Raw genomic sequence first — 23,800 nt, 5'->3', positions numbered from 1 at the left:
GTCAACTCCGGGCGATCAGGGACACGGCGGGGAATCCACCAAAGGAAAGTTCGTTGTTCTCGCCGAAGCGCAGCTTGCAGGATGAAAGGCAGCCCTTGCACTGGTCCTTGGCAGGGTCGTCAGTGGAGTTGTCCTCGTCATCGAACATGGCCGCGCCGGTATAGCCGCAGTCCGGCCCCCGGTAACCGTTGGTCATGGCCCAGTGGCAGAAGGTGGTCATCTGCCGGCCGGGCAAACCGTGGTTGTCGATCTCACCCGGGGAAGACAGCTCCCAGACCACCGCCTCGCCGTCTTCGCTGGTTTTCTGGTCGATGTACCAGATCTCCAGCGCTTCCTGGGTCGGGTCAGCAGTTGGGTTGCCGTCAGGATAGTTCGCCGCGTCCAGGTACTGCGCCAGCGTCTCACGGACCGTCAGCTTGAACTTCAGCATGTCCTCGAAGGCCAGGCACAATGCCGTGACCCGCCCGTTGACGTTGCCGGCAGCGAACGTGGGCCGAGAGGCAGTGCCGTCGCTGCTCGAAGAAATGCCTTCAATCTGAACAGGCCAGGCCGCGTACTCCTGGCCCTGCCAGATAATCGACTTGGCGGGCAGATCCTCTTCAGAGCCTTCGTAGGCAAGCAATTCCTCTGGCGTGTGCGGGATAGCGTGACCGTGGAAGCGCAGGTAATCGGCGCCGTATTCGGTACCGTCAATTTCGAACAGGCGAATCTCGCCGCCGGGCTCCAGTTTCTGGATGTCCGTGATCAGTGCCATGGGCTGTTATCTCAAGGGTGAAAGGTTTGCTGGAAGGTCGCGGTGATGGCGTAGACCTGGCCGCCACGGTGCACAGGTTTGTAGCCGTTGCATTTGTAGAGGCCAAGCTCACCTAGGGGCGGCTCCCACAGGAAGACCTTCGCCCCTTTGTGCCGGTCGAGAAACGCCATGATGTCCTTGATGCGCCCCTTCAAACCGGTGAAGGTCACCGGCCAGGACTGCGACCGGTTGTTGAGGCCATCCTCGACCGACTGCTCGTAGCCATCGCCAAACTGCTTGGAGCGAACGCGGTGGGCTATATCACCCTCCGCGCCCTTCTCCGTCGCCCAGGTGAATCGTTCGATAGCCATCAGCGCCCCTTAATTGCTTTGTTGATGACGCCACCCTGGCCCATGTCTTTGTTGCGCATCTGCTGGTATTTCTGCTCAACGAACGCGGCCAGCTCCTTGCCGAACAGGTCATAGCCGGGAGCATCAGCCGAGGACGAGGCGTTACCCTCGCCATCGATGTGCACCTCGACATTGATCTGTGTACCTCCCGTAGCGCCCCCGCCCATGGCCATAACGCCAAGCTTTCCGCTGGATGTTCGGGTGAGAGGCATGATCGCCTCTGGTCCGGCCTCGCCTGCTATCCCCATGTCACCGTTCGCCATGCCAAACGAGGTTGGTTTACTCACGATGGAATTCGTGAACGCGCCGCCGTCGGCGAACATCTGCACACCGCCCGACCATGCGCCGCCCAAAGCCTGGGGAAAGTAAGTGCTGGAGTAGCCAGCCGAGGACGCGCCGAGGTTCGACGATGTAGCGCCAGCGGAACCGGCAGCCATGCCATTACCGCCGCCAGCAGCGCTACCACCGAAGTAGCTTGCCGCTGCGCCAACCAAGCTGCCAAGCAAGGCCGAACTCGCCTGACGGGTCGCGATACGCGCCATATCCGCCAAAATCGACTTGGTGAAGTCCGCAAAGGAAAGCTTCCCAGTCATGGCGAAGTTGACGATCGAGTCCTCCATGGAGCTGAAGGCGTTGCCGAATAGGCTTTTGGTCTGGCCAGCGATGTTCTGCGCCGAGTCCAGGTAGTTGTCCCATGCCGCAGTCGCCCCCTTCGTCCAATCGCCCTGCGCATTCTCCACATCCGCATAGTTCTGCCGGATCTGGTCCGTCGCGGCATTATTCGCATCTGCGAGCGCCTGCGACTTCCGCTTAAACTCCTCCTCCGACATGTTGCGCGACGGATCGGACTTCTGGTTGGCAAGCTCCAGCGACTGCTGAGCAAAACGGTCCTGCTGGCTATTCAGCTCGCCGCTGAGCGCGTTCTGTCGATCGCCCTGCCCTACGCCGAGCACTGCGCGCTGGCCTGCGAGTTCCAAGGCTCTCTGTTGCTGACCCAGCGCATGCACGTACGTACTGATCGCCCGCTCTTGCTTTGCCAGGCGCCCGGTCTCATTGGTTGCGAGCACTTCAAGCTGGCTGTCAGCGTCCTTCTGCGCCTTGACCATGCCTGCGCGCGCGTCGGCGATCTTCTGGTCCAGCTGGGTGCTTTGCGCAGCCGACGTGGACTTCTTGCTCTTGGCCGCTTCCAGTGCGGCAATCTCAGCCTCGTATGCTGCCGTGGTTTGGTCGAGCTGATTGCCGATCAGAGCCTGGCGCCGCAGCAGATAGTCTTCCTCAGACAGCAGGCCGGCCTTTTGAGCCGCCTCCAGCTCCTTCTGGTAGTTCTTATAGGTGTCGGTGATCGCCGCCAGGTCGTTTTTGGCGTTGTTGAAGCTGGTCAGGTCGACCTGCGTGCCGGCAGCTTTGGGATCCTTAAACTTGGCGTTGATGTTGGAGATGTTTTTATCGACAACGTCCTGCTGGAGACGGGGATCATTTGGCGCAACCTTGCGGATATCCGCGAGTTGCTGCTTGTAGTCCTCAATCTCCTTTGTCCGCTTTTGCTCATTAGTCAACGACGACTTGGTCAGCGCATCAACCTTCGTCATTGCCGTGACTGCAGCCCCCTGGGCCTTGGCCTGCTCGCCCTCCCACTTGGCAATGTCCGCCTGAGCTGCCTTTTCGTCCTCCAGCATGTTCAGGCGGTTTTGCCTAAACTCAATCAACGCATCCTTGGACTTTTGGCTTTGAAACAGGCCATCCATGCCTTGAGCTTCAGCCAGTCCAGCACGAGCATTCTCGATGTCTGAGTTGATGTCTCGGCGGCCGGCGTTTTTCAGACCGTCCGCCGCCTGTGCGACAGCGTTGTATGCCTTCTCCCAGAAGCTCAGGTTCTCCAAAATCTTCGGCGTGCGCTCGTTGATCGCGTCGGCGTAGGACTCGGTGGCCAGCTTCACGGCGCCCGCGTGATCACCCTGCTCTTCCAGCGCGGCAATCTGCGAGTAAACCGAAGCGGTGAGGTAGTGGTACTGCTCGTTCAGTGCTGCTGAGGCCTTCACAGGGTCATCAGCCAGCTTCACGAACTCGGCCACCGTATCGCTGACCGCCTTGCCCGTGGTTTCCTGCATCGACACTGCGGCCTGAGTGATACCTGTGAAGCTCTCGCTGGCGATCTTGCCGTTGTCCGCCAGCATCGCCAAGACCGCCGCTGCCTGTCCTGTAGTGCCCACGGTTGCGCTGACCTGCCGCGCCATGTCGCCCAGTTGCCCGGCGCTGACACCGGCGTAGTTACCGGTGAGGATCAGTGACTTGTTGTAGCTGTCCTGTTCTTCGCTGCCTTTGTAGTACGCGTATGCAAGACCGCCAACAGCAGCCGTTGCCAGCGCCAGCGGCCCTAAAATCGCGAGCAGCCCAGCAGCGCCCGCCCCAGCACCAGCGCCCAGCTGAGCCACGGCACGCACGCCGCTACCCCAGTCACCCGACGACAACGCATTACCGAGCTGAACAACGTTTTCCTGGGCCTGACGTGTGCCGAGACGCAGTTTGTCGAATCCTGTGGTGGTCTTTTCGAGCTTGGCGTAATCCTTGTCGATTTTACCCAGGGCGCTGTTGTACTGGTCCTGGCTGATTCGCCCGGCATCCAGGTGCTTGCCAAGTTGCTCGACCTGGGTGTCCAGCTTGGCCAGTGCAGCCCGAGCCGGGTCAATGGCACCCAGCAGGCTGTTCAGGGCCTTCTGTTCGTCTAGGGCGGACTTGGCCAGGGCAATCTGCTGCTTGTCCAACTGAGCAGAGATCTTCGCCGCCTCCGCCTCGCCATAGGCGCCGGTCTTGGTCAGCTTGGCGAGAGCATCACGCTGCTTTGCCAGGTCCTGGGTGGTTTTGGCACTGGCGGAAAGCGATTTCTCCAGCGCCTGCATTTCGTTCATCAGCGAAACAGCGGACTGCTCGGCCCGGCCGCCGGCCTTCGCCATTTCGTCCAGGCTCGTCTTAGCCTGGATTGCATCGGCCGAGTCGATTTTGACGCCGAGCTCTGCAATATTCATCGACTCACCTTGAATAAGTGCCCGTGGTTACGGGCTGTTTTCCCTTTCCTCCGCCATGACGCGCAGGGCTTCGCCTTCCAGCACCTGAAGGTCAGGGAAGATTTCAGCGAGTTTCTTTTTCTTGATGCCGAGGAACCCTGCTACATCGCGGATGCAGCTGTAGTCGAGACCGATCGCGCCGCCGGCGCCTGCTCGCCACTGGGTGGACATGCGGTTGAAAAGAAGGAACGCCGGCCAGTTGCATGGCCAGACCTCCACTTCTTCAACCAGGTCGCCAGGGGCAAGGCCGAACATGCCGATAATCGTGTCGGGCACGCTCGGCGAGTACATAGCGCGGGCGGCGTCAGTCAGTTTCCCAGGCGGGCCTGGCTATACGCGCCTTCGTAGGCCTTAACGACCGCCTCGGCGGCACCCTGGCAGGACTTCACGAATGCGACGATGTTGTCGTCGCTGTATTCGTCATCGAAGCCCCAGCCGACTACCAGGTCTTTGATCTGCTGGGTTTGCTGCTCGGTGTCCACGGCAACCACTTCCGACCAAGAAGGCTTGTCGCCCAGCGCGGCCCGCGCCCTGTTCCGCGCCTCGTTCCATTCATCGAACAGAGCGGCAAGCTCGGTGCGATCCCGGTACTTGAAAGTGAACTCGACCTTCTCGGGTTCGCTGCCGACGATCGGGATCAGCACGGGCGCATTGAACGTAGCCTTTTGCGCAATACGGATCTTAGCCATGGGTTACAACGCCGCAGTCAGGTAGCGGATCGGCTCGGCCTGCAACGCCAGGCTGACGATACGGGTCAGCAGGTTGTTGCGGGATACCGCTGGCTGCTTGGAGAACGACGTGTAGGTGCCGTACAGCAGGGTGTCGTTACCGGGCAGGTTCAGCCGCGCTGCTTCGATCTGCTTGCCGGCGTCTGCCTTCAGCAGCACCCCGTTGAACGCCTGGGCGGGGTCATCGGCGATGGTGAGCACCATACTTGCCGCTGATTTGTCGGTGGGGATCTGCTTGCCCTGGTCATCCTCGAGGAACACCACATCCAGGTAGTTCTGTTCGCCGCCGGAGAAGGCCACGTCGGAGATTTGCGGGATCTGCACCCAGGTCAGCACCTTGCGCATCGTGCCCGCGCCGCCAGCGACCGGATAGACCTGCGTGTCGGTAGTGTCGATGCCTTCCAGGGTAATCGCCGTTGCCGTGGCTGCCTTCACGCGCACCACTTTGCTATCCAGCTTGCTCCAGCCGGAAGTGAGCAGAACGATATCGCCGGCAGCGATGGTGCCACCTACAACGGTGGCAACGGCCTCGGCAGCGTTGCTAATGGCAGTGAATGCCAGTGCGGTCGCGTAGGTTGCGGCGTGCTGGAAGGTGCCGCCGTTGGGGAGTTTGTAGCCCATGGAGTATTTCCTCTTTGCAGATGTGAAAAAACCCGCTCAATGGCGGGTCTCTGGGTTTGCCCAATGGGCGGGATCAGTTGGTGTCGGCCCGGTACAAGAACGAGATCGGGACGGTGTAAGTGGAATCGCCCGCGATGCCAGGGCCCGGGTCAACTGGCGACATTGTCACCACGGTAACCGCGCCCTTCGTGTCCCGCGCGTAAAGAGGGAACAGGTCGGTCAGTTCTGCTGCGATTGGATTCGTCTTGGCCTTGCCGGTGCCGGCCGGCGTGATAATGCTCACCTGGAACACTCCGGTGAACAGCAGGTGATCGCCCCCGAGCGTGTTGCTAGCAGTGTCGCCCGGGATCGTGAAAACCCGCAGATACGTCTCGCCCGCCGCCGGCGTGTAGGCCGTGTTCTCGAAGACGAGCTTCAGCTTCTCCGACCTGACAGCGTTCCAGGCGATGAGCTTTGCCTCGTAGATCGAGGCGATGATTGCGTGACTCATACCTGGTTGTTCCTGATGGCCTCCAGCACGATCTGCTGAAAGCGAGCCACGGTTACCCGGACCATGCCGCCGGGCGCCTGGGTCGAATGGCCGAACTCCAGCGGGATGGCATAACCGAGACTGTTGGTGATGTAGCAGGTGTCACCTGCTTTGAATTCGATTGCGCCGGCAGTGATACGCGCCGTTGACTTGCTGCCCGTAGGGTCGACCTCTTCGGTCGTGGCGTTGTTCGGGGTGCCGATGCTGAACATCCAGTTACCGCGAAACCTGCCGCCCACGTAGCCTTCCGGGGCTACGATGTCCATGCCGTCGTGTACCTTGCGCCCAGGCCTTAGCCTACCCGCCTTCGTGAGGTTGGCCGGATCACTACGCAGCGCGCTGTTGTGGTCGTCGACGGCCTTGTTGTACTGGGTCGCCACAGTGTTCTGCGCCCAGATCTCCGGGTTACCCACGGGAGACATGCGGATCAGGCTGTTACCGATCTTGATGATGATCTCGCGCAGGCTTGCGTCGAGTGCTTCGGTAGCCTGGGCGGCAAACGCAGCGAGGCTTAGGGCGAAACTGCCGGACTGGCCTGCGCCTTTACTTGCCATGTCACTTCCTCAACTGAGCGGTCCAGGTGGCATCTGCCGGGTCGGCGGACACATTCATAACCCGGAGGCCGTTGATAATGTCGCCAATGGCCGGCGCTGCCGGTACCGCCGTTGGCACGCCGCCATCTGACACGAATAGCTCGTTTTGGAGAACCAGCAGCTTCTTGTCGGTCGTCTGGATCAGAGAGCCGTCGATCTCCTTGGACAGGTAGCTACCCAGGACGCCGCGGCCCATGTAGGTAACAGTGGTCTCGGGCGTTTCGCCGCCCAGGTCAGGGTCATACTCGCCCACAACCTTGCGCACGCCCGTCACCGGTTTGACTGCATCGGCCAAGCTATCGGGGTCGTCGAATGCTTCGGCCAGATCGGCCTGGATATCTTCCCGCATCCCCATGATCAGATCCTTTTCAGCATAATCACGCCGGAGCGCTTGATCCAAGGCTCCAGCAGCGCCAGGGCGAAGTTCACGCCAGCCGACTGATCGGTTGAGCCCGCCACATAGGTTTTGCTCACCGATGTGCCGGACTGAGCCGAGACCGTCTTGCTCTGCACTTCCTTCTGCGTTGCTGTGTAAAGCTTGCCCGCCGCAGCTTCTTTGGCGACCTGGGCGCCGGCTGTTTTGATCTCGGCCGGTACCGGATCGGGAGCAGCCCGCTTAATCTTGGCCGTGAGCCAGGCGTTGGCCATGGCCACAGCAAGGACCGGATCACCGGTGCCAGCCCAGTCAGGACCGAGTTTGGCGTCAACGTCGGCAACGGTGATGAAGTCGGTCATGGTTTACCCCGCAGCAGCTGCGTCTTCGAGTGTTTTCACGCGCGTAGACACGGCCTGGAAAGCTGCCTGCACGTTCGCTGCCGCCGCCAGCCCTGACGCAGCATTGGCTGTGATCGCATGATTGTGGTTCCCTGCGGCCGCCGTATCGGCGGTTGCGCCCAAAGCAAGCAGCGCCGGCTTGCCTTTGATATCACCCCAATTCACTGCAGCGCCCGGTAGGGGCGGCTTTGGGTTGGTTGGCGCCTCGCTCAGAACCTCAACACCGGCAGCCTCGTACGCCTCGACAATGGATGGGGCATTGCCATCAATGAAGACGCCGAAAGCACCTGCAACTACCCCATAAAACTCGCTCAGTTTTCGATAAGCGATACCCTCGATTTTCTCGATCGTATCGCTATCGGAGTACACAATATAAGACATGAGATTCTCCATGCAGAGGGATGACTAAACATCCCTCGCTCACCATGATTAGCCGCTGATTACAGCTGCGAACGGAACCTGTTTGCGGCTGAAGACACGCTGCCAGTTCGCAGCAGCGGCGTATTGGGCGGCGGTCGGGCTGAGGTTCTGAGCCTCGGAACCCTTCCAACTGAAGCCCGCGGGCTGGAGGATGTAGGTCTTCCGCTCCCACAGCACTTCGGCACCGCCGCCGTTACCGCCGCCGGGCTTACGCTCCAGTTCTACCGGAACCTTCGGCGTGCCTTCGCCGTAACCGAACGCGCCCTGACCGAAGAACACGGACAGGTACTTACCCGCGCCATACACCAGGGCATCGTCCATGAACACTGGCTTACCGAGGTAGGTAGCCAGGATGATCTTGCCCTCGGAGTCACGCAGGTACTCAATGAGGTCCTGCTTGACCATCTGGTTCATGACGACCGAATGCACACCGATTGCGCCGAACTGGTCTGCAGCATCGCCGGCGGTGAACGCGGCATCCTGGAAGGCGTTCGCACTGATGGTCGCGCCCGCGTCGACGACCATATCACCGCCGTTGTTTGCGATGTTCGAGGCAATGATGCCTCGAGCCGCGCCCAGGGTGTAACGCTGCCACTGTCGGGTCCAGTAGGTGCCGAAGCGGTTACGAATCTGCTGCTGAGGCTCGGTGTTTGCCAGCTCAGCAGTCAGATCGGTTACGCCGTAGCCTTTGTTGAGGTACAGAACGCGGGCACGCATGCTGTCCTGGGTGACCTTGCCGACTTCGCCCTGGTCGTTCGGGTCGTCGTTGCTGATGTTCGGCGCCTCATCGGCATTGAGATCCTGCCAGTAGCTGATCTCGGCGGTGCCCTGGCTGCCGGAGGCGATCGCGTCTAGCACAGGGGAGCGAGTCACAATGCCCGACTCGTATACAGCAGTCTTTTCCGGGCTGTTAACCGGCGCCAGGGAGGCGTAGTAGTCGCTGACGAAGATGTCAGTCAGTTGGGTAGTTGCCATGGATTAGGTTCCTTTGGTGGCCTGGATTTTCTTGAAGAGATCAGGGTTGTCACGGGCGATCGCAGCGCGCTCGGTTTCCGTGTACTCACCCCACTTTTTCGTGGCCTTGCCACCGTTGTCGCCAGTCTGCCCGGCACCCTGAGCCCTTGGCCACAGGTGTGTTGCTGTTTCACGAAGGGATTCCGCCCATTCGAGCGGCGACAGCGGGGTTTTCCCGTCCTTCCCGTAAACGACCTCGCCGTCACGATCGGTGGCGATTGCCTCACCGTCTTCACTGAGTTTGAAAGTGCCTCGGGCACGCAGGATGATGTCCTCCGCAGCCTCAGGGAGCGCGCCAGCCTTGATCGCGGCAGCGCGGATGGAATCGGCCAGCACCTTGTCGCTGTACTTGGCTGCGAATTGCTCAGCCTTGTCGGCACGGGCCTTTTCGACTGCCAGCTTGGTGTCGTAGTCGGTGCGCAGGCGCTCTGTACGGCGAGTGATGACCTCGTCCAGCTTGCCCTCGGCAATCAGCTTGGTCTCTTCATCCTGGCCAACCTTGGTCAGTAGTCCTTTCACGGCGGCGATGTCCAGGCCGTCAAACTGGGACTTGAAGCCGTCCAGCTCGGTTTTGGTGGTCCGGAGCGAGCCAAGCAGCTCGGTATTTTTGTTCTTGAGGCCCAGGGTAGCAGCCTCGACAGCTGCAGCAATGGCGGTCTGAACTGCCGGGTCTTCAAGATCAATCTGGTTTTCGTCTGCCACTTGGTGCACCCCTTGGGTTTGGTCGGCCCGCTTTGCAGGCATAAAAAAACCCCGGCATGGCCGAGGTTTGGAATTTGCATCGATAAAGTCAATGCGGGCTTAGAAGATTAATATCATGCCTGTTGGCTGCATCCTGTAGCCAGGCAATGAACTTGGCATCCACGGGCATAACGTACACATCCATCGATGTGATTACTTCGATCGTCAATTCATTTAGGGTGAAGGGCTGCAACCAATTTACGATCGTTACTAATTGTTTGGCCTGATCTGACCGCCAACTGGCATGTATTTCCTCCCTAAAGCCCAAACGAACGGGAAATATAATTTGATCTCCCGAAGAATCGTTAAGGACGGGGCTGATGGCGTTTTTGGTCGAACGACCAATAAGCACGGTCTTTACTGTTACCGGGTAATGTCCGAGAGAAACGATGTGCAGATGCGCAAACATGCCGCCCACCCTTACATCAATCTTCAGATTTTCCTTCTCTCTTTCCGCTTGAATTCTCTCGCCGCGGTTAGCCATCCATAGGCTAGCAAGAACGGCTAGCAGAGCTCCCACCCCAGAGACCCAGCTTCCAGCGGTATTCCAATCCCAAACGTAGGAAACAGTCGACGTAGAGTTAAGATTGATGCCTGCGGTAAGTCCAAGCATCCCGCAAATGAGGCACATTAGCGCCGCGATCAGCACTGCCATCCAATTCATTAACTAGCTCCCTAAATAGCAGGAGCTTATAGCAGCCAGCACGCTACCGGCCAATCGCTTCGCACTCTACTCAACGACAGTCAACCCACGCATGACTAGGTAATCGGCGAACTGTGTCCTGCTCGGCGCGTATGGCGGCGGCCGCATGCGAAAGCCTGGCGTATCGCGATTGAGCCGTGTGCGCCGGCCATTGGGCTCAGTGCAATGCGTTGGCTCCTCGATCTGGAAGCCCTGTTCGACAGCATATATCTCGACCGCCAGCCGTACCTGGCCCCATTCCAGCTCAAAGGGCACGAATGTCTCGGAAAGCGTTTGGTATTCGATCTTGCATTCACGCCGGGGCCAGGCCATTGCCTGCTCAGGCCTGGCCTTGCGGCCCTTCCACTGGCGATTGTTGATGTCGGCCGCAGCGCGCAGCAGCAGTTCGACCTGGTCAGCCTCAGCTTCAGGTATCCGGAACCCGTAGTAGTCGCGGTAGAAGGTCAGCTTCTCCAGCGGCACGAAGCTATTCGCGTCTGGCCTGCCCTTCCCGTCCTCAACGATGATCTGCATGTGCTGTCTCAACCTGGTTGAGCGCCGAGTGTAACGCCTGCTCGGATGAACATGTCAGGTTCGGCCTCCTTCAGCTGCGCCAGGGTCAGCGGTTTGAACGACTTGTCGAGCTGTAGCTTGGCGAACTTCTCCGGCGTCAGCCCGCCATCGCGGAACAACTTGCCCCGGACCGGACCAAGGGCATGATCCTGAAAACTCGCCGGCTGCGTTGCCAGCCACTCGTAATAATTCAGGCCTGCGTCGACCTGGGCCCCACCGTTATCGCCCACCGAGGCGCGTGTGGCGTCCTTAGCGAACATCTCCGAAAGCCTGGTGGTCGGCACCGTGGTTGACCGGCAGTTGATGTGCGCCGGTGGCAGCGGACCTTTGCCCAGGTCGAAACGCATCCCATCCAGGCCCTTGCATTGCTGCGAGGTCTTGCGATCGAGCGTCGACACCCAGCGATAGCCCAGCACCACGTCACTGTTGGCCTTCAGCGTCTCCATCCGCGCCGTCGTGGCCACATGCTGAATTGCCGTCTGCACCACGGCCGCAGCGTTGCGGTTGCTCACCGCCAAGACGCCATCCGTGAAGTTCTGTGCAGCGGTGCCGCGAATCGCCTGGATGATCTGTGCATTGGTCTGGCCTTGGCCAAAGCCGAGCCGGATAGTGTTCGTGACGCGCATCGTCTCGGTCCGCGTCCAGCCGCTGACAAAGCTCTTCAGCAGCTTCCCGCCGTCGATGCCCTTGACCTGAAGCGGATAGGAGAACACCGCCGCGCGGATCACCGTATTGGTTGGCACCACCGCGTCGATGGAAAGCGCATTGCTCAGGCTTTTTGCCTCAAAGGTCGATTCATAGAGCGCGATATCGACGAGATCTGCCTGCACCAGGTCGCCGTAGGCCTTGTAGATCTGCAGCAGCTTCCCATCTACCCTGGCCAGGAACTGCTCAAGCCGGTCCCGGCTATAGGTGGTCAGCTCCTTGCGAGTCAAGTGCTCCCGCACCAGAGCGTCTATCTGGCGCAGGTACTTCTCGAACTTCTTGACCTCGCCAGCTTTAAGCCGCTCCAGCATTACCGAGTGCCGAGTCGTCTGCTCCAGCAGTTGGCTGTCCGCCTGCGCCAGGTTTGTCGATGGCATCGTCTTTGTCCAAGTTGATGCCGGCCGACTCGCGTTCGTCGCTGATCAGGTCGGCCTCTTCGTCATAGGGGCGCTCCGGCAACTTGCCGGTGGTGAGGTACTGCCAGTAGGTGTCGGCGCTGATCGTGCCAGCCATCACACCCTTGAGCAGTTCGGCGAGTACCTGGGCATCGACCACAGGGGTCACGAACTCAGGGTTCACTTTGAACTTAACCTGCTTCGGTTCGTAGCCCTTCCACTCGGCCGCGTACCGCAAGCCCTGCTCCACCGCCTCGGCCACAGTGATGACGATGCTGTGCAGCGTGGCGTGCTGATCGTTCTGACGTGTTTTACGCGCCTCGCCCGACTCGATGCCGCCCACGTCCATAACCTTGGCGCCAGCCTCAAGCGCGGCGTTCTTCTGGTCGTCCATGGCCTTGCGTACGGCTTCGATCCCGGCGCCCTGGAACTCCAGATAGCCGCATGATCCAGAAGGTCCAAGATCCCACGCAGCAGATGGCCCGGTGACGCTCAGCTCTACTGCCTCATCCAGCCCAGAAACCCACGGCTGCGGGTGACTGGTCTGATGCAGTGACGTGAAGTAATCAGCGCTCAACTGGTATGACTTCAACGCGGCCCGAGCCATGGTCAGCAGCGGCACCTCGTCCACTTCCGGTGAGTTGTCGGTCGAGCCGCAGTAGATCACCGGCAGGTAGGGCAAGCCTTTGACCAGGCGATTGTCGGTGCCGGTGGTGCCCAGCGGTCTTTCGTCCTCGACCAGATCCCCGCCCTCGTTGCGCACCGCTGTGTAGCAGATATCGCCCTCCATGAAGAACTCACGGAACACCGTGTCGCAGTCATGGCTGTATCGATCGCCACCCTTCTTGCGGAACTCACGGAATACCGAAAGGATCAGGTCCTGCCGGCCGCCTTGATGAGCAGTATCCCAGTTGATCGCGTTGCGCGTCGCGTAGGTCGAGAAATAAGGTTCGCCGCTATCGTCGATGTTCACCACCAGCGGCACCCGGCCGTGGGAGATAGCCTGACGCACCATACGGAAGAACAACTGCTTCAGGCCGAAGCCGTCCGCCGTGGCGTTGTCCTCCAACCCCTTCAGGCCGGCGGGTAATTCGATCTCCGGGATTAGTCGGGAGACCAGGCCCATCATCGACCTCAGCGAATCCCGCACCCAGTGCTCGTACTGGGCCCGATCGGTGTAGTTCTGGTACAGATACTTGTTACCGGCGGCGTCGATCTTCTCGGCCTCAACCATACCGCTCGGCTTGGGCAGGTTGCGCTCGTTGCGCTTTACGGCGCATTCACCCTCGAGTGCGTCGTCCATCATCTCCCACTCGGCGATGTGCGCGTCGTAGTCGGGGTTTGTCGATTGCACTGGCATCAGGCCAAGCCTCCAATTCGGCGTGTTCCGCCTGTGCGTTTGCGTCGGCCCATCGAGACGGCGAAGTACCGGAAGGCATCCGCGCCGTGCGATGACCAATCGTGAAGTGGTTTGTCTTTCCAGCAGCCCCGCTTGTCGTCCCACTCCTTTCGGTAGTTCTCCAGGCAGGAAATGCCCAGTTCGCACTTGGACTCATCGAAGGCACAGGCCGGAAGGATCTCCCGAACCTGCTCAATGCCTTCGTCGATGCCGAGCTTTGGAACAACGCTGAACTTGAGGCTGTATTTTTGCCCGTCAATCTCGTAGCCCTCGCGAGCCAGTTCGCGGCGAGTCTTGCCGTCGCTGCCGAATTCGCGGTTATCAATGTCGTGCGGGCCCCAGTGATCGCCATACGTGTATTTGCGATCTTTGAGCACCTTCATGTAGTGCCGAAGGCCTTCACCGCTGTTCTCGTAGAAGTCGATGACGTGATATTCCTCGCCGACAATCCGGACAAACCAGATGGCCGTGGAGTCGCCGACGCCGATATCCCATATCGTGTGAACTGGAAGGTGGCTGTTGTCGGGTAGCGCGGCAATGCGTTGAGCGGCGTAAAGCTTGGTGAACTGCTTGGCGTAATAAGCGCCCTCGATCGACTGCTGGAAGGCTTCCGCCGGTAATGACGGGTACTCCCGTTTCATGTCGTCGCCGAGCGTCTTCTCCTTGGCCGCATACCAGGCGCGCTGGCCGTCGTTGGTGATGATCCCGTGCTTGGCGTGCAGTTCGTTGAAGTAGTCGGTCAGGCGCTGGGGCAGTACCACCTCGGTCGAATCAAGGCTGTAGGCCTTGTTGTTCCACCAACTGAAGAAAAAGAACTTCCAGTCGAGCAGCCCCAGTGGCACACCAACCAGTTGCTGGCGTTCTGCTGACTGACTGTAATCAAAGAAATACCCGGCCCGGCCTTCTGCCGTCGACTCGATGGTGACGAAACACTCAGCAGCGACAGCCTCGAAAGCACCGGTGACGATCTCCCGCGCCTTGTGCGGGAACTTGGCGCAGATCTTCCCGAACTCGGATACGTGCAGGTAGCGCAGCGTGCCACCACGGAACGAGGTGGAGACGTAAAGCGAGCCGCCCTTGCTGAACACCAGCTCACCGGCGGCGTCATTCCTCGCCGGGTTGGCAGCGCGCAGCTCCTTCGGCAAGTTGTCGTAGGCGTACTTGACCTTTTCACGAAACAGTCGCTTCGCGTCGTTCAGTGTGTGAGCGATCAAGGCGCACTTGGCAGCCTCGAACAACGCTGCATCCAACTGGACGATGCACACCAGCGTCGTAAAGCCCAACTGGCGAGCTTTCAGGATGATGTTCCGGGTATGCATCCCCTGGAAGTAATCGATCTGCTCCTGCGTCATGCGGAAGCGAACCTTCTTACCCTGCTTGTCGGTGATGAAGTAGAGATTATTCAGTCGCCAGAATCGATCCCGAAGCAGCTTCATGTGCTCGGGTTTCATATCAGGCGTCCTGTGATAATTCGTCCATCATCTTCGAGATCTCGTCGGCGTCGTCCGTCTTTTCCTTCTCGTCCAGGCTGAATGCCTGACGCTCCAGAACTTGCAGGTTCTTCATTGCAGAGGAAAGCTGAAACAAGGTTTTGGAATTGCTGGGTAGCGCGACAGCAGCGAGCATCGAGGCCCGGCGCATGCCGTTATTGTCCTCGTCAGTTTCGTCGATGATCGCCTCTTCGATCTCTTCGCGGCGCTGGATGGTGTTGAGCAGGTCATCCATCAGCAGGTTCGCAAGGTTCGTCGCCTTCCGAATGTCTCGGCGATGGCTGCGAACCACCCGGGCCCCTTCTTCTGCGGCCTCTTCGATGATCTCGGCGTCAAGTTCGCAGTTCGCGCCTTGGTCGTTGCGAACCTCTCCGCGAACCAGCTTGCTGCGAACCTCTTTGCGCACCTGGTCGGATAGGTCTCTCGCCCATCCTTGAACCTTGGCTTTCTTCCGGATTGCAGTGTCGCTCACGCCTTGGCGCTCAGCGATCGTCCTGATGGAAAGCGAACCAGCCCGGTAGGCGCGTTCGATTGCCTCCCAGTCGGGCTGCTTGATTGTCATGGAGAATCCTTAGTCTTGGCTGTCCAGCAGCACATCAATCAGCTTCTGCTCACCCAGGCGCATGGCACCCAGGCACTGCAGGTCGTCGCACTTGGGGCCGAGACCGAGCACGGTCACCTCTCCCTTCGCGCCGATCAGCGTCAAGGCGCCGACCGTGCATTCGGGATGCGTGCCGGCATCGAGGTCATCGGCGATCTTGCGCAGGGTTTTAGCGGCGTCTCGCCAGCCCTCCCGCTTGAACTCCAGTACCTTGACGGTCATTCGGTCACCATTTGGTGTGTCTGTGCATGGGCGTGCCCGTGAAGCAGGCTGACGACCAGGCCCTGAGGCAAACCGGCAGCCTTGGCAGCATCCACAGCATCGGCAATAGCCTTGTCGAGAGCGCCGACCGCAGCGTTGATGTCCGGGCTCATTGGTAGCACGTGTCGCAGCCGGCTGACGTTGCTCATTTGCTAAACCTCGCGCCACGATTTGGCGCATTCGAAAACGTGTCGCGGATTAATCGACCTTGCGACCTGGCAGCTTGAAGTCAGTCACGCGGTCAGCAATTGACCGGATCTTCTCCACACCCAGGAAGCCTACCCATCCACCTGCGAAGGTGGCCATGCTTTGGGGCAGGCCGAAGAAGTCCAGGCCGCTGATGATGGTCAAGGTGAGGCCGCCACAAATAGCGCCCTCCACCAGCATCTGGCGTCGTGTACCACCACCGTAGGTGATACGCAGGACAGCCATGGCGCAGGACAGCGCAGCCGCATAGAGGATTGGCGAATGCTGGCTCAACCACGCAAGCGCAATCGCCCATGTGTCTGGTTTGTCTGGCATGTTGGACATCTCGGTTCCTCCCCGTCAGGGAGTTGTGAATATGACAGGCCATGACCTGCAGATTTGAATCAGCCCCAGCAGCACTCCCAGCTCGGAACAATGGGTGTGGTGGAGCCGAAAACGAAAAGGCCTCGATCAATGTCGAGGCCCTAAATGTGTACTGGCTTCAATACCGCCCGCTAAAACCTTTAGGTTCGCTATAACGAGGCCACAGCTATTGAGTAATAGAGAAGAATTCCTAGATAATCACGCGTAATGAAAGGCATGAAGCCATTCGCGAGGAGGGTTATCTGGAATGTACAATGTAATCTGCTACTTCGGTACTGACGGTCGCGGCGACCAATTAAAACTCGTTTTACGAGAAGACTTTAAGTTTGAAGATTTACCCGAGGAAACCCAAGCTGCTCATCAAAGCTTTAAGCCGCAGACTGTGGACCTAGATGAAGTGGAGCCACACTGGTTTAATGGTGAAGTCTTACTGCAGCTAAAAACTGTTGGCTGGTATAGTTTGACCACCTTTAACGTAGTTGAAGTCACAGCCGTAGCAGACTAATAAAAAACCCGGCTCGATGGCCGGGTTTTTTGGATAAGTGAGTAAGTTGCCAAAGGCAAAACCCTAACGATGGCAAAATCATGCTCTCAGCCGTGCAGGAAGTCAATTGTCATCGTCAAAGAATTTCTTGGTTTGGGATGAACACCTTGAAAGCTGCTCTTCAATTTGAGGCATACCCCACTGGATACGCTCAGACCTAAGCTTGTATTTATTCCTAAGCTCTCGAGAGATCAGCAGGGCTTCGTAGCCGAAGTAGCCAACAAGATTTGCATCTGCCGCAAGCGCATCCTCAAGATCTAGATACTCTTTCCATCTGGCCCTAATACCATCATCACCCAATCTCACATCGTTCTCTAACCACGCAATTCGGCATGCTAGACCACGATCAATTTTAGATAGGGCCTCAGAAGCAATTTTCAGTTCGGGTTTCGCACACCCAATTTTGCCCTCCTCCTTGTCACCTCGTACGCTAGCCCAAAGATCTTGAAATTCCCAATAATTGTTTGCGCATTGAACCGCAAGAGCATCCAGCTTTGAAATAAGGTGAATTGCGTCAATTTCTGCTTCTAGCCGACGTTGTTGAGCTCTTTGCCTACCCTCCTTGAACCATGAAGCTCCAAAATTAACGACCCCTGCTAAAACGCCGCTTCCGGCCGCAATCTTTATGATGTCCCACGTCTCCAACCCATCCATAGATCGTTATGCCGCCTCTTTCATTTGATAAATGACCGCCGCTACCGGGCTTAGCGCCATTCTATCAAGATCCGCACAACACTCGAAAACTCGTTCAATGTACGGCTCCCAATCCCGGGCCCAGGCACATGACTCTAAACGCACCTCGTAAACCCTCCACATCCACGACCTGAACTTCTCTGCATTGGCCAGCGAATCTTCGTTGGACGACTGACCGCCCTGGTGCATGTGCTGATACCGGCGCATCACCCCCTTCACGACGAACTCCAGCTTCTCGCGCTTGGCTGCCGTCATGCGTGGCGACTTGCCGACCACCATCAGGAAAACGACCTCTTCCGCGGCCTCGCGGATGTCGTCACTCTGCTCAGCGGCGTACATAAAGTCGCCGAACACCCGGATCTGCGGGTGCAGCCTGGCAATGGCCGACTGGATGTGCCCAGCTAGCGCGCCGTGCACCGCGTGGTTCGCCGTTGGCCCGCGCTCGGTGTTCTGCACCACCACACCGAGCTGAACGACGTCAGAGGCCTGGCCCGGGGCCGGATTGTATTTGCAGTCATGCCACGCCTGGCGCGCTGAGTTGATCTTCATGCTGCCTCCCCCTTTTTCAGCTCTCTGGTCAGTGCCCGGTACTTAGCCTTGATGACCTTGATCTCTTCCACGGTGTACTTGCAGGCAGGGTGAAGACCCTCCAGCCATGCCACCTTCTCGGCGCCGATGCGCAACACCAGGCGTATGCGGTACTCCACGGCATTGCCGGACAGATTGCGGTTGCACTTCACACACTGGCGATGGATGTTCAGTGGCTCGAAGCGCAGCTCTGGGCAGGCACCCACGGATCGGTAATGCCCAGCGTCCCATCGGCTGCCAGTCATGAGGTCGTTGTCGTTGGGCGTCGAGTCGCAGCTGATGCATGGCAGGTGCGCGTCACGCAGGCGCACGTATTCGTTGACCGCCGCCTGGGCTTCGCGCAGGTGATCCGCCCTGTTCTTCAGCTTCTCCTTGCGGACCTTGATGTCCTTGCGCCCGATCTCAGCCAGCGCCTTGCGGGCCTTAGGCTCATGCCTGGGAGCGTCGATCATTGCGCAGGCCGGACTGCACACCGCCTGACCCATCCGCGAAGGGACGAATGAGGCCCTGCACGTAGCAACGCGGCATTTCTTCGGCTTGGCCGGCTTCCGTTCGATGGTCATTGGTACACGCTCCCAGCCTGGCCTGGCTCATTGCTGTCCGTGCATGCCAGATCATGGTCGCTTGCCTTGGGGCAGCGTTTGCAGCCACACACAGGGCACAGAATCATTCTGGTGGATGAGAGCGGCAACCACATGGAGCCGACCTGCTGGCCCAGCTTGTGCTCAGCAATACACCGATGGCATTCGCATTGTTGATGGCTCATCAGTAGCGCCCTCCCCAATTGTCCTTTTGTGTCCAGCGCACCTGGTGCTCGGCGCCGAAAGCGTGCACCCACTCGATCAACTCACCGCACTGCTTTACGGTGAGCTTGCTGGTGCGCTCGTAGATGACGTCGAAGCCGTTGCCGTCTACCGCCGGGATCATCTGCGGCTGGTCTCCCGTCTCGCGCAGCCACGCGGCTGTCAGCAGGCGCTTCCAAATCAGGACATCCCACTTCTTCCCGGCGTGCTCGACCTGGGCGGCGATATCGGCCAGCGCCGCGTGCAGGGCCTTGTTCTGCTCCCCACTGCGGTCCACTTCGGTGATGGCCAGCTTCTTAGGTTTTGCGAGATCCAGGCCGGCGATGTATCCCATGGCCTTGTTGCGATCTGATTCGTTGCGGATCTGAAGGCTGGTCATGAATTCACCTTAAGGCCCGGGGCTTCGATGGCTTCTGCACAATCCTTGACCACATAGAAGGCCTCTCCATGGTCGGCGTACTTGAGGTGGTCAGGCAGCTCAATAACCAGCGCCTCGCGGGAGGCCTGCCAGGAAACCCAAGCCATATTCACCATGCTGTATCGGTATTGGTCAGGATCTTCTGGATATCGCTCCAGAGGACGCGTGGTGTCGGAGTTGATGAACCGGGCAAGAGCCCACGCCTCAAACTCGTAACGCATCTTGTCGTCGCTCATCAGAAACCCTCCTTGCCGCGCAGGGATTCCCACTCAAACGGGATCACGATCACACCGCCCTCCCGCAAGCGATCAATGCAGCGTTCGCCAATGGCCGCCGGCAGCGACTGCCCATCCAGGTTGGAAATGATCACCGTCGGGCGCTGCTCTTCGTACCGGCCGTTGATGATCGCGAATAGTGTGGTCAGCTCGAAGTCGCTGGGCTTCTCCTTGCTGACGCCGATCTCGTCCAGGATGAGCAGCGAGGGGCTGATCAGGCTGGCCAGGATCTGGCTTTCGCTCTGGTCACTGGAATGGTCGTAGGTCGCGCGGATGGCCTGCAGCACGGCGCCGATGGTGCGGTACACCGCCGTTGCGCTGGACTTGGCCATGATCTCGTTGGCGATCGCCACGGACAGGTGCGTCTTGCCGGTGCCGGGCTTGCCCAGCAGCAACAGGCAGCGGCCCGTCTCGGCGATCTGCGCGAACTCAGCGGCATACCGGCGGCAGGTGTTCAGCGCCTTTCGTTGCTCCGTGGTGGTGGCAACGTATCCATCCAGCGTCTTGCTGGCGAAACGCTTGGGGATCAGTGCGGCGCCGAGCTTGCGCTCCATGGACATGCGCAGCTCCATCGCCTTGTTGGCCAGCTCAGCAGCGTCGGCCTTCTCGCGAATGATCCGGCCGCACTCAGGGCAACCGCTTTTCAGCTCCTTGCCCAACACCGGGAAAACCTTTTGGTCGTAATCGCCGTGGGTTTCGCAGTGGGCAGGCTGGGTGCGAGCGCCCGCTGGCAGCTCCGGCGTCGGTTGGATTTGCTCAGATCGCATAGGAGCCGTCCTCACGCTGAATCAGACCGTTGGTGTAGTTGCGATCGGCGAAACCGGTGTGGCGAGACTGGGGGGCCGGGGCCGGTGCAGATTCCGCCAGGCGCTTGATCACCCAGGACGCCTTGAAACCTTGCCAGCCAGAATTCAACGCTTCGGTGATTGCGTCTTCGGCGGTGATCCCGGCCTCGGCGCACTTGGCAAGTTCGGTGTTCACGGTTGACCAGACGGTGGCGGTCACGGCGGCGCGCTTGGCCTTGCGCTGGGTCAGCCAGTCAGCCAGCAGTTGCTCAGGGACGTTGTACGGGTTGTCGGCCAGCAGCTGGGGCATGCCGAACGGAGCCTTGCGATCAGGCTTCGCCGGTTCGGATTTTGGTTGGGGCGGATTAATCTCTTTCGAAGAAAGAGTTAATAGGGGTTCTTTCTTTGTATAAAGAAGGGAGTCGTCGGTTTTGGTCTGTTTCGCGGTTGAGCCGATTCGGACCACTTGAGCCGAATCAGACGATATGGTCTGTTTCGGCTCTACTACGAAGATCCACTCTTTAGGGTCGCAAACACCAATGTCACCGCGCGCACCACCCTCTCGGTACAGCACGCGACGGCGCAGCAGGCCGGAAATAGCCTTCGACACCGTGTCAGGGTGGATGTGGGTGGCTTTCGCGATATCGACCGCCGGGATGCGATGGGCGCCCGTGCTGAAGTTCAAGGTTGCCTTTGCCACGTACAGAACGATCTTCATTTCGCGCGCCGACAAATCGATGGCCATCAAGCCATCCATCATCTGGTTGTCCATTCGGGTGAACCCCCGAGGGTTGTGTATCGGAACAATGTTTGGCATGATTTATCTCGCTTACCGCTGTAGAAGAAGCCACCCTCGTCCGGTGGCTTTTTTGTGTCTGAAATTCAGGCTGCCTTCACGGACTGCTTGAACACTTCCAGGCTGACGATCACTTCCTCGGCCTCCTTGAGCAGTTCATATTTCTCGCGAGTGCAAACGCGGCCATCGGCCTGAGCATCGAAGGCAAGGCGCGTAACGTCAGCCAGGTCTGCATGCAGGCGCAGCAGCGCGGTGTTAAGGTTGATGCCTTCGGGCTTTTCCTTTGGCACCAGGTCGAAACCGAAAGCCTCAGCCCACGCCTTCAGTGGCCGGAAGTCCTGGGTGAACTTCATAATTCGGTGCAGCTCCTGGACGTTCAGCTTGTGGCTGTCATAGTCAGGGTTCGCTTTTTGAGAAAGCAGCGTCTTCGAAGAGAAGCTAGCGCCATCCGCAATCCTCCCCGCCCCGTGTTCGTCCACGACGTCATAGATCGCCTTCATCAATTCCTGCATGTAACACCTCGAAATTCTTTACGTGGCGCCCTGCAAGTGCAGAGGCGATCATTTGCTCAATGGAACGGCGGACAGGGATGTCAGGCGGCGGACTGGGATGAAACGCCCGCAGGCGGAAATGCCTCATCAAGAACGCACTTGGCACCCAAGGCGTTCAATGCAGACACGATCAGTCGTGCCTCGCTGAGCCCGGGACAGCGAAGGCCGGATTCGTAATTAGCGAGGCGTGATTGATTCCACCCAAGCGACCGACGAAGGGCAGCCTGGGTAATCCCAGCTTTCTCTCGAATGTTTCGGACGTGGTTCATGGAAATCGCTCCTATAGCTCTTGGACCAAGGATAAACACGCATCGTGTTAATGGCAAACACAATAAGTGAAAGCCGGGTATTTCAATACGTGATTGAATCCCGCGCATGACCGAATTAGCTGAACGCATCAAGCGCGCACGTAAAAATGCTGGAAAATCACAGGCTCAACTGGCCGAGGCTTGCGGCTGGTCGCAATCCCGAGTGGGTAACTACGAGGCTGGGACGCGAGAGCCGTCTTTTGCAGATATAGAACTGATGGCCAAGGCGCTACGCGTCGATAAGTCCGAACTTCTGCTAGACACGCGGACTGAGTCGCCAGGCGCACCTGACCAGGTAGCCGATCAGGCTGCTCGTCCGTCCACTGCTGAAATCGTTAATCTGATGCTGGCAAAGCACGGCAAGAATCTTACTGATGACGCGCGCAGAATGATCGCGGACGCCGTCAACGAGACCGCGCGGGAGCTGGGGTCGAGCAACGTAATCACAGTCGACTTCTCTCGTCCCGGCCAGGTCGGCGATGAGGTGTGGATTGCGCACTACGACGTGCGGGCGGCGATGGGTGGCGGGCAGATCCCGCATGAATACCCGGAAATGCTCCAGGACATCAGAGTCAGCCCCAAGCATCTGCGCGACCTGGGCGTTACGTTCAAAGAGCACTTCCACCTCAAGATGATCACCGGTTGGGGTCAATCGATGGCGCCGACGATCAAAGACCGCGACCCCCTCCTAGTGGACATCACAATCCGGGAGTTCACCGGCGACGGCATCTACCTCTTCTCGCACGACGACATGCTTTACGTGAAGCGCCTGCAGAAGAAAGGCAAGGACCGCTTCAAGATGATCTCGGACAACAAGCACCACGATCCAGAAGACATCCGCGTGGACGACACCCACATCCTGGCCCGGGTGCTTTATGTATGGAACGGACAACCGGTGTGACGCCATGGCCCTCACTAAACCTAATCAACAATTGCGCCGCGACCTCAAGGCGATAGCCTCAAACCTCGAGCAGTCCTGTGTCGACATGGGAAAGCTTGCGGAAAAGCTCAGCGATGCCGACGCCATAGCCCTAATGGGGTTGGTGGGCACGCTATATGAGGAAGCGGACAGGCTGGTGGGCTATGCGGATGAGGTGAAGGCCGGCCTGATAAGCCGGGCTTCGAGCCAGACCAAATGACTGCATGGCGAAAGCAAAGCTTCTGGAGCAAGTATTGGGTATGGGCTTGGTTGGCGTTCATCATGGTGCTTCCTTTCATTTCCGACGCGGGTCCTAGTTGTTGGGGCTCATCAGGTCGCAAGCGAGTCTTCAGCCCCGGCTTCATTTTGCTCTGCGCCTTTGTGGCTGTGTTTGAGCTGTTAGCGCTGAACCACTTCTATGGGAAGCACGGGTAAATGGCAGATCTGATGGAAAAGCTCGACGGCCCCAGGACAGCCCAGCAGGAACTGTTCTACGACCTTGAAGATGCGACGGCGGTTATCGCCTGGTCGGTGGCAGAGCTAACCAATATCGCGGGACTCGCCAAATCGTCAGATGAAGCCATCGCCTTGATGAAGATGGGCGCGCTGCTCGCCGCCCAGCAGGAAAAGCTCAGCGGGTATGCGCATGAAGTGAAGGCGGGGGAGATTGTACGGGGGGAAGGCTTAGTAGGCTCGTCGTTTTACGTCTAGGAGTTTTATCGCGAGCTAGCAGCTGTTTTTACTGTGTATGCGCAAGTCAAATACCCAGTACCATTTTTTATCAACCCTTTTTAACGAGGGGTCTAGATTGGTTAGGAG

Annotated in this window: 36 protein-coding genes; 5 read left to right on the top strand and 31 right to left on the bottom strand. The window is 58.9% G+C overall.

The genetic code is table 11. The features are described from left to right. Position 1: 1 nt before the first annotated feature. The 22 genes from BW43_RS02200 to BW43_RS02300 form a co-directional block, all read right to left on the bottom strand. Positions 2-754, bottom strand: a complete 753-nt coding sequence (locus tag BW43_RS02200) for a phage minor tail protein L (RefSeq protein WP_032891224.1) — start codon at positions 752-754, stop codon at positions 2-4. Between the two features lie 11 nt (positions 755-765). Next, positions 766-1,104, bottom strand: coding sequence for a phage tail protein (locus BW43_RS02205; protein ID WP_032891223.1), 339 nt, complete (start codon positions 1,102-1,104; stop codon positions 766-768). Beyond that, the gene (locus BW43_RS02210) at positions 1,104-4,166 is read right to left on the bottom strand and encodes a phage tail tape measure protein (RefSeq protein WP_032891222.1); all 3,063 of its coding nucleotides are present in this window, start codon (positions 4,164-4,166) and stop codon (positions 1,104-1,106) included. Before BW43_RS02210 ends, BW43_RS02205 begins: the two co-directional genes overlap by 1 nt. Positions 4,167-4,193: 27 nt before the next feature. Continuing rightward, on the bottom strand, positions 4,194-4,496 hold the full coding sequence (locus tag BW43_RS02215) for a DUF1799 domain-containing protein (RefSeq protein ID WP_032891221.1): 303 nt from the start codon (positions 4,494-4,496) through the stop codon (positions 4,194-4,196). Positions 4,497-4,513: 17 nt separating this feature from the next. Then, positions 4,514-4,894 (bottom strand): phage tail assembly chaperone, encoded by a 381-nt coding sequence (locus BW43_RS02220; protein WP_032891220.1) that lies wholly within the window; start codon positions 4,892-4,894, stop codon positions 4,514-4,516. A gap of 3 nt (positions 4,895-4,897) precedes the next feature. After that, positions 4,898-5,554 carry a phage tail protein gene (locus BW43_RS02225; protein ID WP_032891219.1) on the bottom strand — a complete coding sequence of 219 codons (657 nt, stop codon included), beginning with the start codon at positions 5,552-5,554 and terminating at the stop codon, positions 4,898-4,900. 73 nt (positions 5,555-5,627) lie between these two features. Beyond that, positions 5,628-6,044 (bottom strand): phage tail terminator-like protein, encoded by a 417-nt coding sequence (locus BW43_RS02230; RefSeq protein ID WP_032891218.1) that lies wholly within the window; start codon positions 6,042-6,044, stop codon positions 5,628-5,630. Further along, positions 6,041-6,637 (bottom strand): hypothetical protein, encoded by a 597-nt coding sequence (locus BW43_RS02235; protein ID WP_032891217.1) that lies wholly within the window; start codon positions 6,635-6,637, stop codon positions 6,041-6,043. The genes BW43_RS02230 and BW43_RS02235 overlap by 4 nt, the downstream gene beginning before the upstream one ends. 1 nt (position 6,638) lies before the next feature. Next, positions 6,639-7,031 carry a hypothetical protein gene (locus tag BW43_RS02240; RefSeq protein WP_032891215.1) on the bottom strand — a complete coding sequence of 131 codons (393 nt, stop codon included), beginning with the start codon at positions 7,029-7,031 and terminating at the stop codon, positions 6,639-6,641. Positions 7,032-7,033: 2 nt separating this feature from the next. Beyond that, positions 7,034-7,411, bottom strand: a complete 378-nt coding sequence (locus tag BW43_RS02245) for a hypothetical protein (protein ID WP_032891213.1) — start codon at positions 7,409-7,411, stop codon at positions 7,034-7,036. Between the two features lie 3 nt (positions 7,412-7,414). Next, a complete protein-coding gene (locus tag BW43_RS02250) occupies positions 7,415-7,831 on the bottom strand; it encodes a hypothetical protein (protein WP_032891212.1) in 417 nt (138 codons plus the stop codon). Between the two features lie 48 nt (positions 7,832-7,879). After that, entirely contained in the window at positions 7,880-8,845 is a 966-nt protein-coding gene (locus BW43_RS02255) for a major capsid protein (protein ID WP_032891209.1), read from the bottom strand. Positions 8,846-8,848: 3 nt separating this feature from the next. Then, complete coding sequence (locus tag BW43_RS02260) at positions 8,849-9,586, bottom strand: hypothetical protein (RefSeq protein ID WP_032891504.1); 738 nt, start codon at positions 9,584-9,586, stop codon at positions 8,849-8,851. Between the two features lie 88 nt (positions 9,587-9,674). Then, positions 9,675-10,289, bottom strand: coding sequence for a hypothetical protein (locus tag BW43_RS28000; RefSeq protein WP_050442877.1), 615 nt, complete (start codon positions 10,287-10,289; stop codon positions 9,675-9,677). A gap of 66 nt (positions 10,290-10,355) precedes the next feature. Then, complete coding sequence (locus BW43_RS02265; RefSeq protein ID WP_032891208.1) at positions 10,356-10,841, bottom strand: DnaT-like ssDNA-binding protein; 486 nt, start codon at positions 10,839-10,841, stop codon at positions 10,356-10,358. An 8-nt stretch (positions 10,842-10,849) separates the two neighbouring features. Further along, entirely contained in the window at positions 10,850-11,962 is a 1,113-nt protein-coding gene (locus BW43_RS02270; protein WP_032891206.1) for a minor capsid protein, read from the bottom strand. Next, the gene (locus BW43_RS02275) at positions 11,880-13,340 is read right to left on the bottom strand and encodes a DUF4055 domain-containing protein (protein ID WP_032891204.1); all 1,461 of its coding nucleotides are present in this window, start codon (positions 13,338-13,340) and stop codon (positions 11,880-11,882) included. Before BW43_RS02275 ends, BW43_RS02270 begins: the two co-directional genes overlap by 83 nt. Continuing rightward, complete coding sequence (locus tag BW43_RS02280) at positions 13,340-14,830, bottom strand: terminase (protein WP_032891203.1); 1,491 nt, start codon at positions 14,828-14,830, stop codon at positions 13,340-13,342. Before BW43_RS02280 ends, BW43_RS02275 begins: the two co-directional genes overlap by 1 nt. 1 nt (position 14,831) lies before the next feature. After that, entirely contained in the window at positions 14,832-15,431 is a 600-nt protein-coding gene (locus BW43_RS02285) for a hypothetical protein (protein ID WP_032891201.1), read from the bottom strand. 9 nt (positions 15,432-15,440) lie between these two features. Then, entirely contained in the window at positions 15,441-15,692 is a 252-nt protein-coding gene (locus BW43_RS02290; RefSeq protein ID WP_032891199.1) for a hypothetical protein, read from the bottom strand. Beyond that, a complete protein-coding gene (locus BW43_RS02295; RefSeq protein WP_032891197.1) occupies positions 15,689-15,880 on the bottom strand; it encodes a hypothetical protein in 192 nt (63 codons plus the stop codon). The genes BW43_RS02290 and BW43_RS02295 overlap by 4 nt, the downstream gene beginning before the upstream one ends. Before the next feature lie 49 nt (positions 15,881-15,929). Continuing rightward, the gene (locus tag BW43_RS02300) at positions 15,930-16,262 is read right to left on the bottom strand and encodes a phage holin, lambda family (protein ID WP_032891196.1); all 333 of its coding nucleotides are present in this window, start codon (positions 16,260-16,262) and stop codon (positions 15,930-15,932) included. A 286-nt stretch (positions 16,263-16,548) separates the two neighbouring features. Between BW43_RS02300 and BW43_RS02305 the strand changes: the two genes are divergently transcribed. Then, positions 16,549-16,806 carry a hypothetical protein gene (locus BW43_RS02305; RefSeq protein ID WP_032891194.1) on the top strand — a complete coding sequence of 86 codons (258 nt, stop codon included), beginning with the start codon at positions 16,549-16,551 and terminating at the stop codon, positions 16,804-16,806. 102 nt (positions 16,807-16,908) lie between these two features. Here BW43_RS02305 and BW43_RS02310 read toward each other — a convergent pair whose 3' ends face one another. From BW43_RS02310 to BW43_RS28605, 9 genes are all read right to left on the bottom strand, one after another. Next, positions 16,909-17,499, bottom strand: coding sequence for a hypothetical protein (locus BW43_RS02310; RefSeq protein WP_032891192.1), 591 nt, complete (start codon positions 17,497-17,499; stop codon positions 16,909-16,911). A 6-nt stretch (positions 17,500-17,505) separates the two neighbouring features. Next, positions 17,506-18,087: a hypothetical protein gene (locus BW43_RS02315; RefSeq protein ID WP_032891191.1), complete on the bottom strand. Its 582-nt coding sequence runs from the start codon at positions 18,085-18,087 to the stop codon at positions 17,506-17,508. Beyond that, positions 18,084-18,689 carry a recombination protein NinG gene (locus BW43_RS02320; protein WP_032891189.1) on the bottom strand — a complete coding sequence of 202 codons (606 nt, stop codon included), beginning with the start codon at positions 18,687-18,689 and terminating at the stop codon, positions 18,084-18,086. The genes BW43_RS02315 and BW43_RS02320 overlap by 4 nt, the downstream gene beginning before the upstream one ends. A 202-nt stretch (positions 18,690-18,891) precedes the next feature. Next, positions 18,892-19,308, bottom strand: a complete 417-nt coding sequence (locus BW43_RS02325; protein WP_032891187.1) for a recombination protein NinB — start codon at positions 19,306-19,308, stop codon at positions 18,892-18,894. Continuing rightward, positions 19,305-19,583: a hypothetical protein gene (locus tag BW43_RS02330; protein WP_032891185.1), complete on the bottom strand. Its 279-nt coding sequence runs from the start codon at positions 19,581-19,583 to the stop codon at positions 19,305-19,307. The genes BW43_RS02325 and BW43_RS02330 overlap by 4 nt, the downstream gene beginning before the upstream one ends. Next, positions 19,583-20,389: an ATP-binding protein gene (locus tag BW43_RS02335; RefSeq protein WP_032891183.1), complete on the bottom strand. Its 807-nt coding sequence runs from the start codon at positions 20,387-20,389 to the stop codon at positions 19,583-19,585. The genes BW43_RS02330 and BW43_RS02335 overlap by 1 nt, the downstream gene beginning before the upstream one ends. Then, entirely contained in the window at positions 20,379-21,224 is an 846-nt protein-coding gene (locus BW43_RS02340; protein WP_081797894.1) for a replication protein, read from the bottom strand. Before BW43_RS02340 ends, BW43_RS02335 begins: the two co-directional genes overlap by 11 nt. A 65-nt stretch (positions 21,225-21,289) precedes the next feature. Then, on the bottom strand, positions 21,290-21,715 hold the full coding sequence (locus BW43_RS02345) for a phage regulatory CII family protein (protein ID WP_032891179.1): 426 nt from the start codon (positions 21,713-21,715) through the stop codon (positions 21,290-21,292). An 80-nt stretch (positions 21,716-21,795) separates the two neighbouring features. Further along, positions 21,796-22,023, bottom strand: coding sequence for a helix-turn-helix transcriptional regulator (locus tag BW43_RS28605; RefSeq protein WP_074900406.1), 228 nt, complete (start codon positions 22,021-22,023; stop codon positions 21,796-21,798). A gap of 106 nt (positions 22,024-22,129) precedes the next feature. Between BW43_RS28605 and BW43_RS02350 the strand changes: the two genes are divergently transcribed. From BW43_RS02350 to BW43_RS02365, 4 genes are read left to right on the top strand one after another with little or no spacing between them, the layout of a single operon-like run. Next, entirely contained in the window at positions 22,130-22,963 is an 834-nt protein-coding gene (locus BW43_RS02350) for an XRE family transcriptional regulator (protein ID WP_032891177.1), read from the top strand. A gap of 4 nt (positions 22,964-22,967) precedes the next feature. Continuing rightward, positions 22,968-23,201, top strand: a complete 234-nt coding sequence (locus tag BW43_RS02355) for a hypothetical protein (RefSeq protein ID WP_032891176.1) — start codon at positions 22,968-22,970, stop codon at positions 23,199-23,201. Continuing rightward, positions 23,198-23,416, top strand: coding sequence for a hypothetical protein (locus tag BW43_RS29385; RefSeq protein WP_032891174.1), 219 nt, complete (start codon positions 23,198-23,200; stop codon positions 23,414-23,416). Before BW43_RS02355 ends, BW43_RS29385 begins: the two co-directional genes overlap by 4 nt. Further along, complete coding sequence (locus BW43_RS02365) at positions 23,417-23,692, top strand: hypothetical protein (RefSeq protein ID WP_032891172.1); 276 nt, start codon at positions 23,417-23,419, stop codon at positions 23,690-23,692. The last annotated feature ends 108 nt before the right edge of the window (positions 23,693-23,800 follow it).

The sequence above is a fragment of the Pseudomonas sp. RIT357 genome (assembly GCF_000632245.1).
GTDB classification, from domain to species: Bacteria; Pseudomonadota; Gammaproteobacteria; order Pseudomonadales; family Pseudomonadaceae; genus Aquipseudomonas; species Aquipseudomonas sivasensis.
Note: the sequence above shows the minus strand (reverse complement) of the source record. Positions and strands in the feature narration are given on the sequence as shown.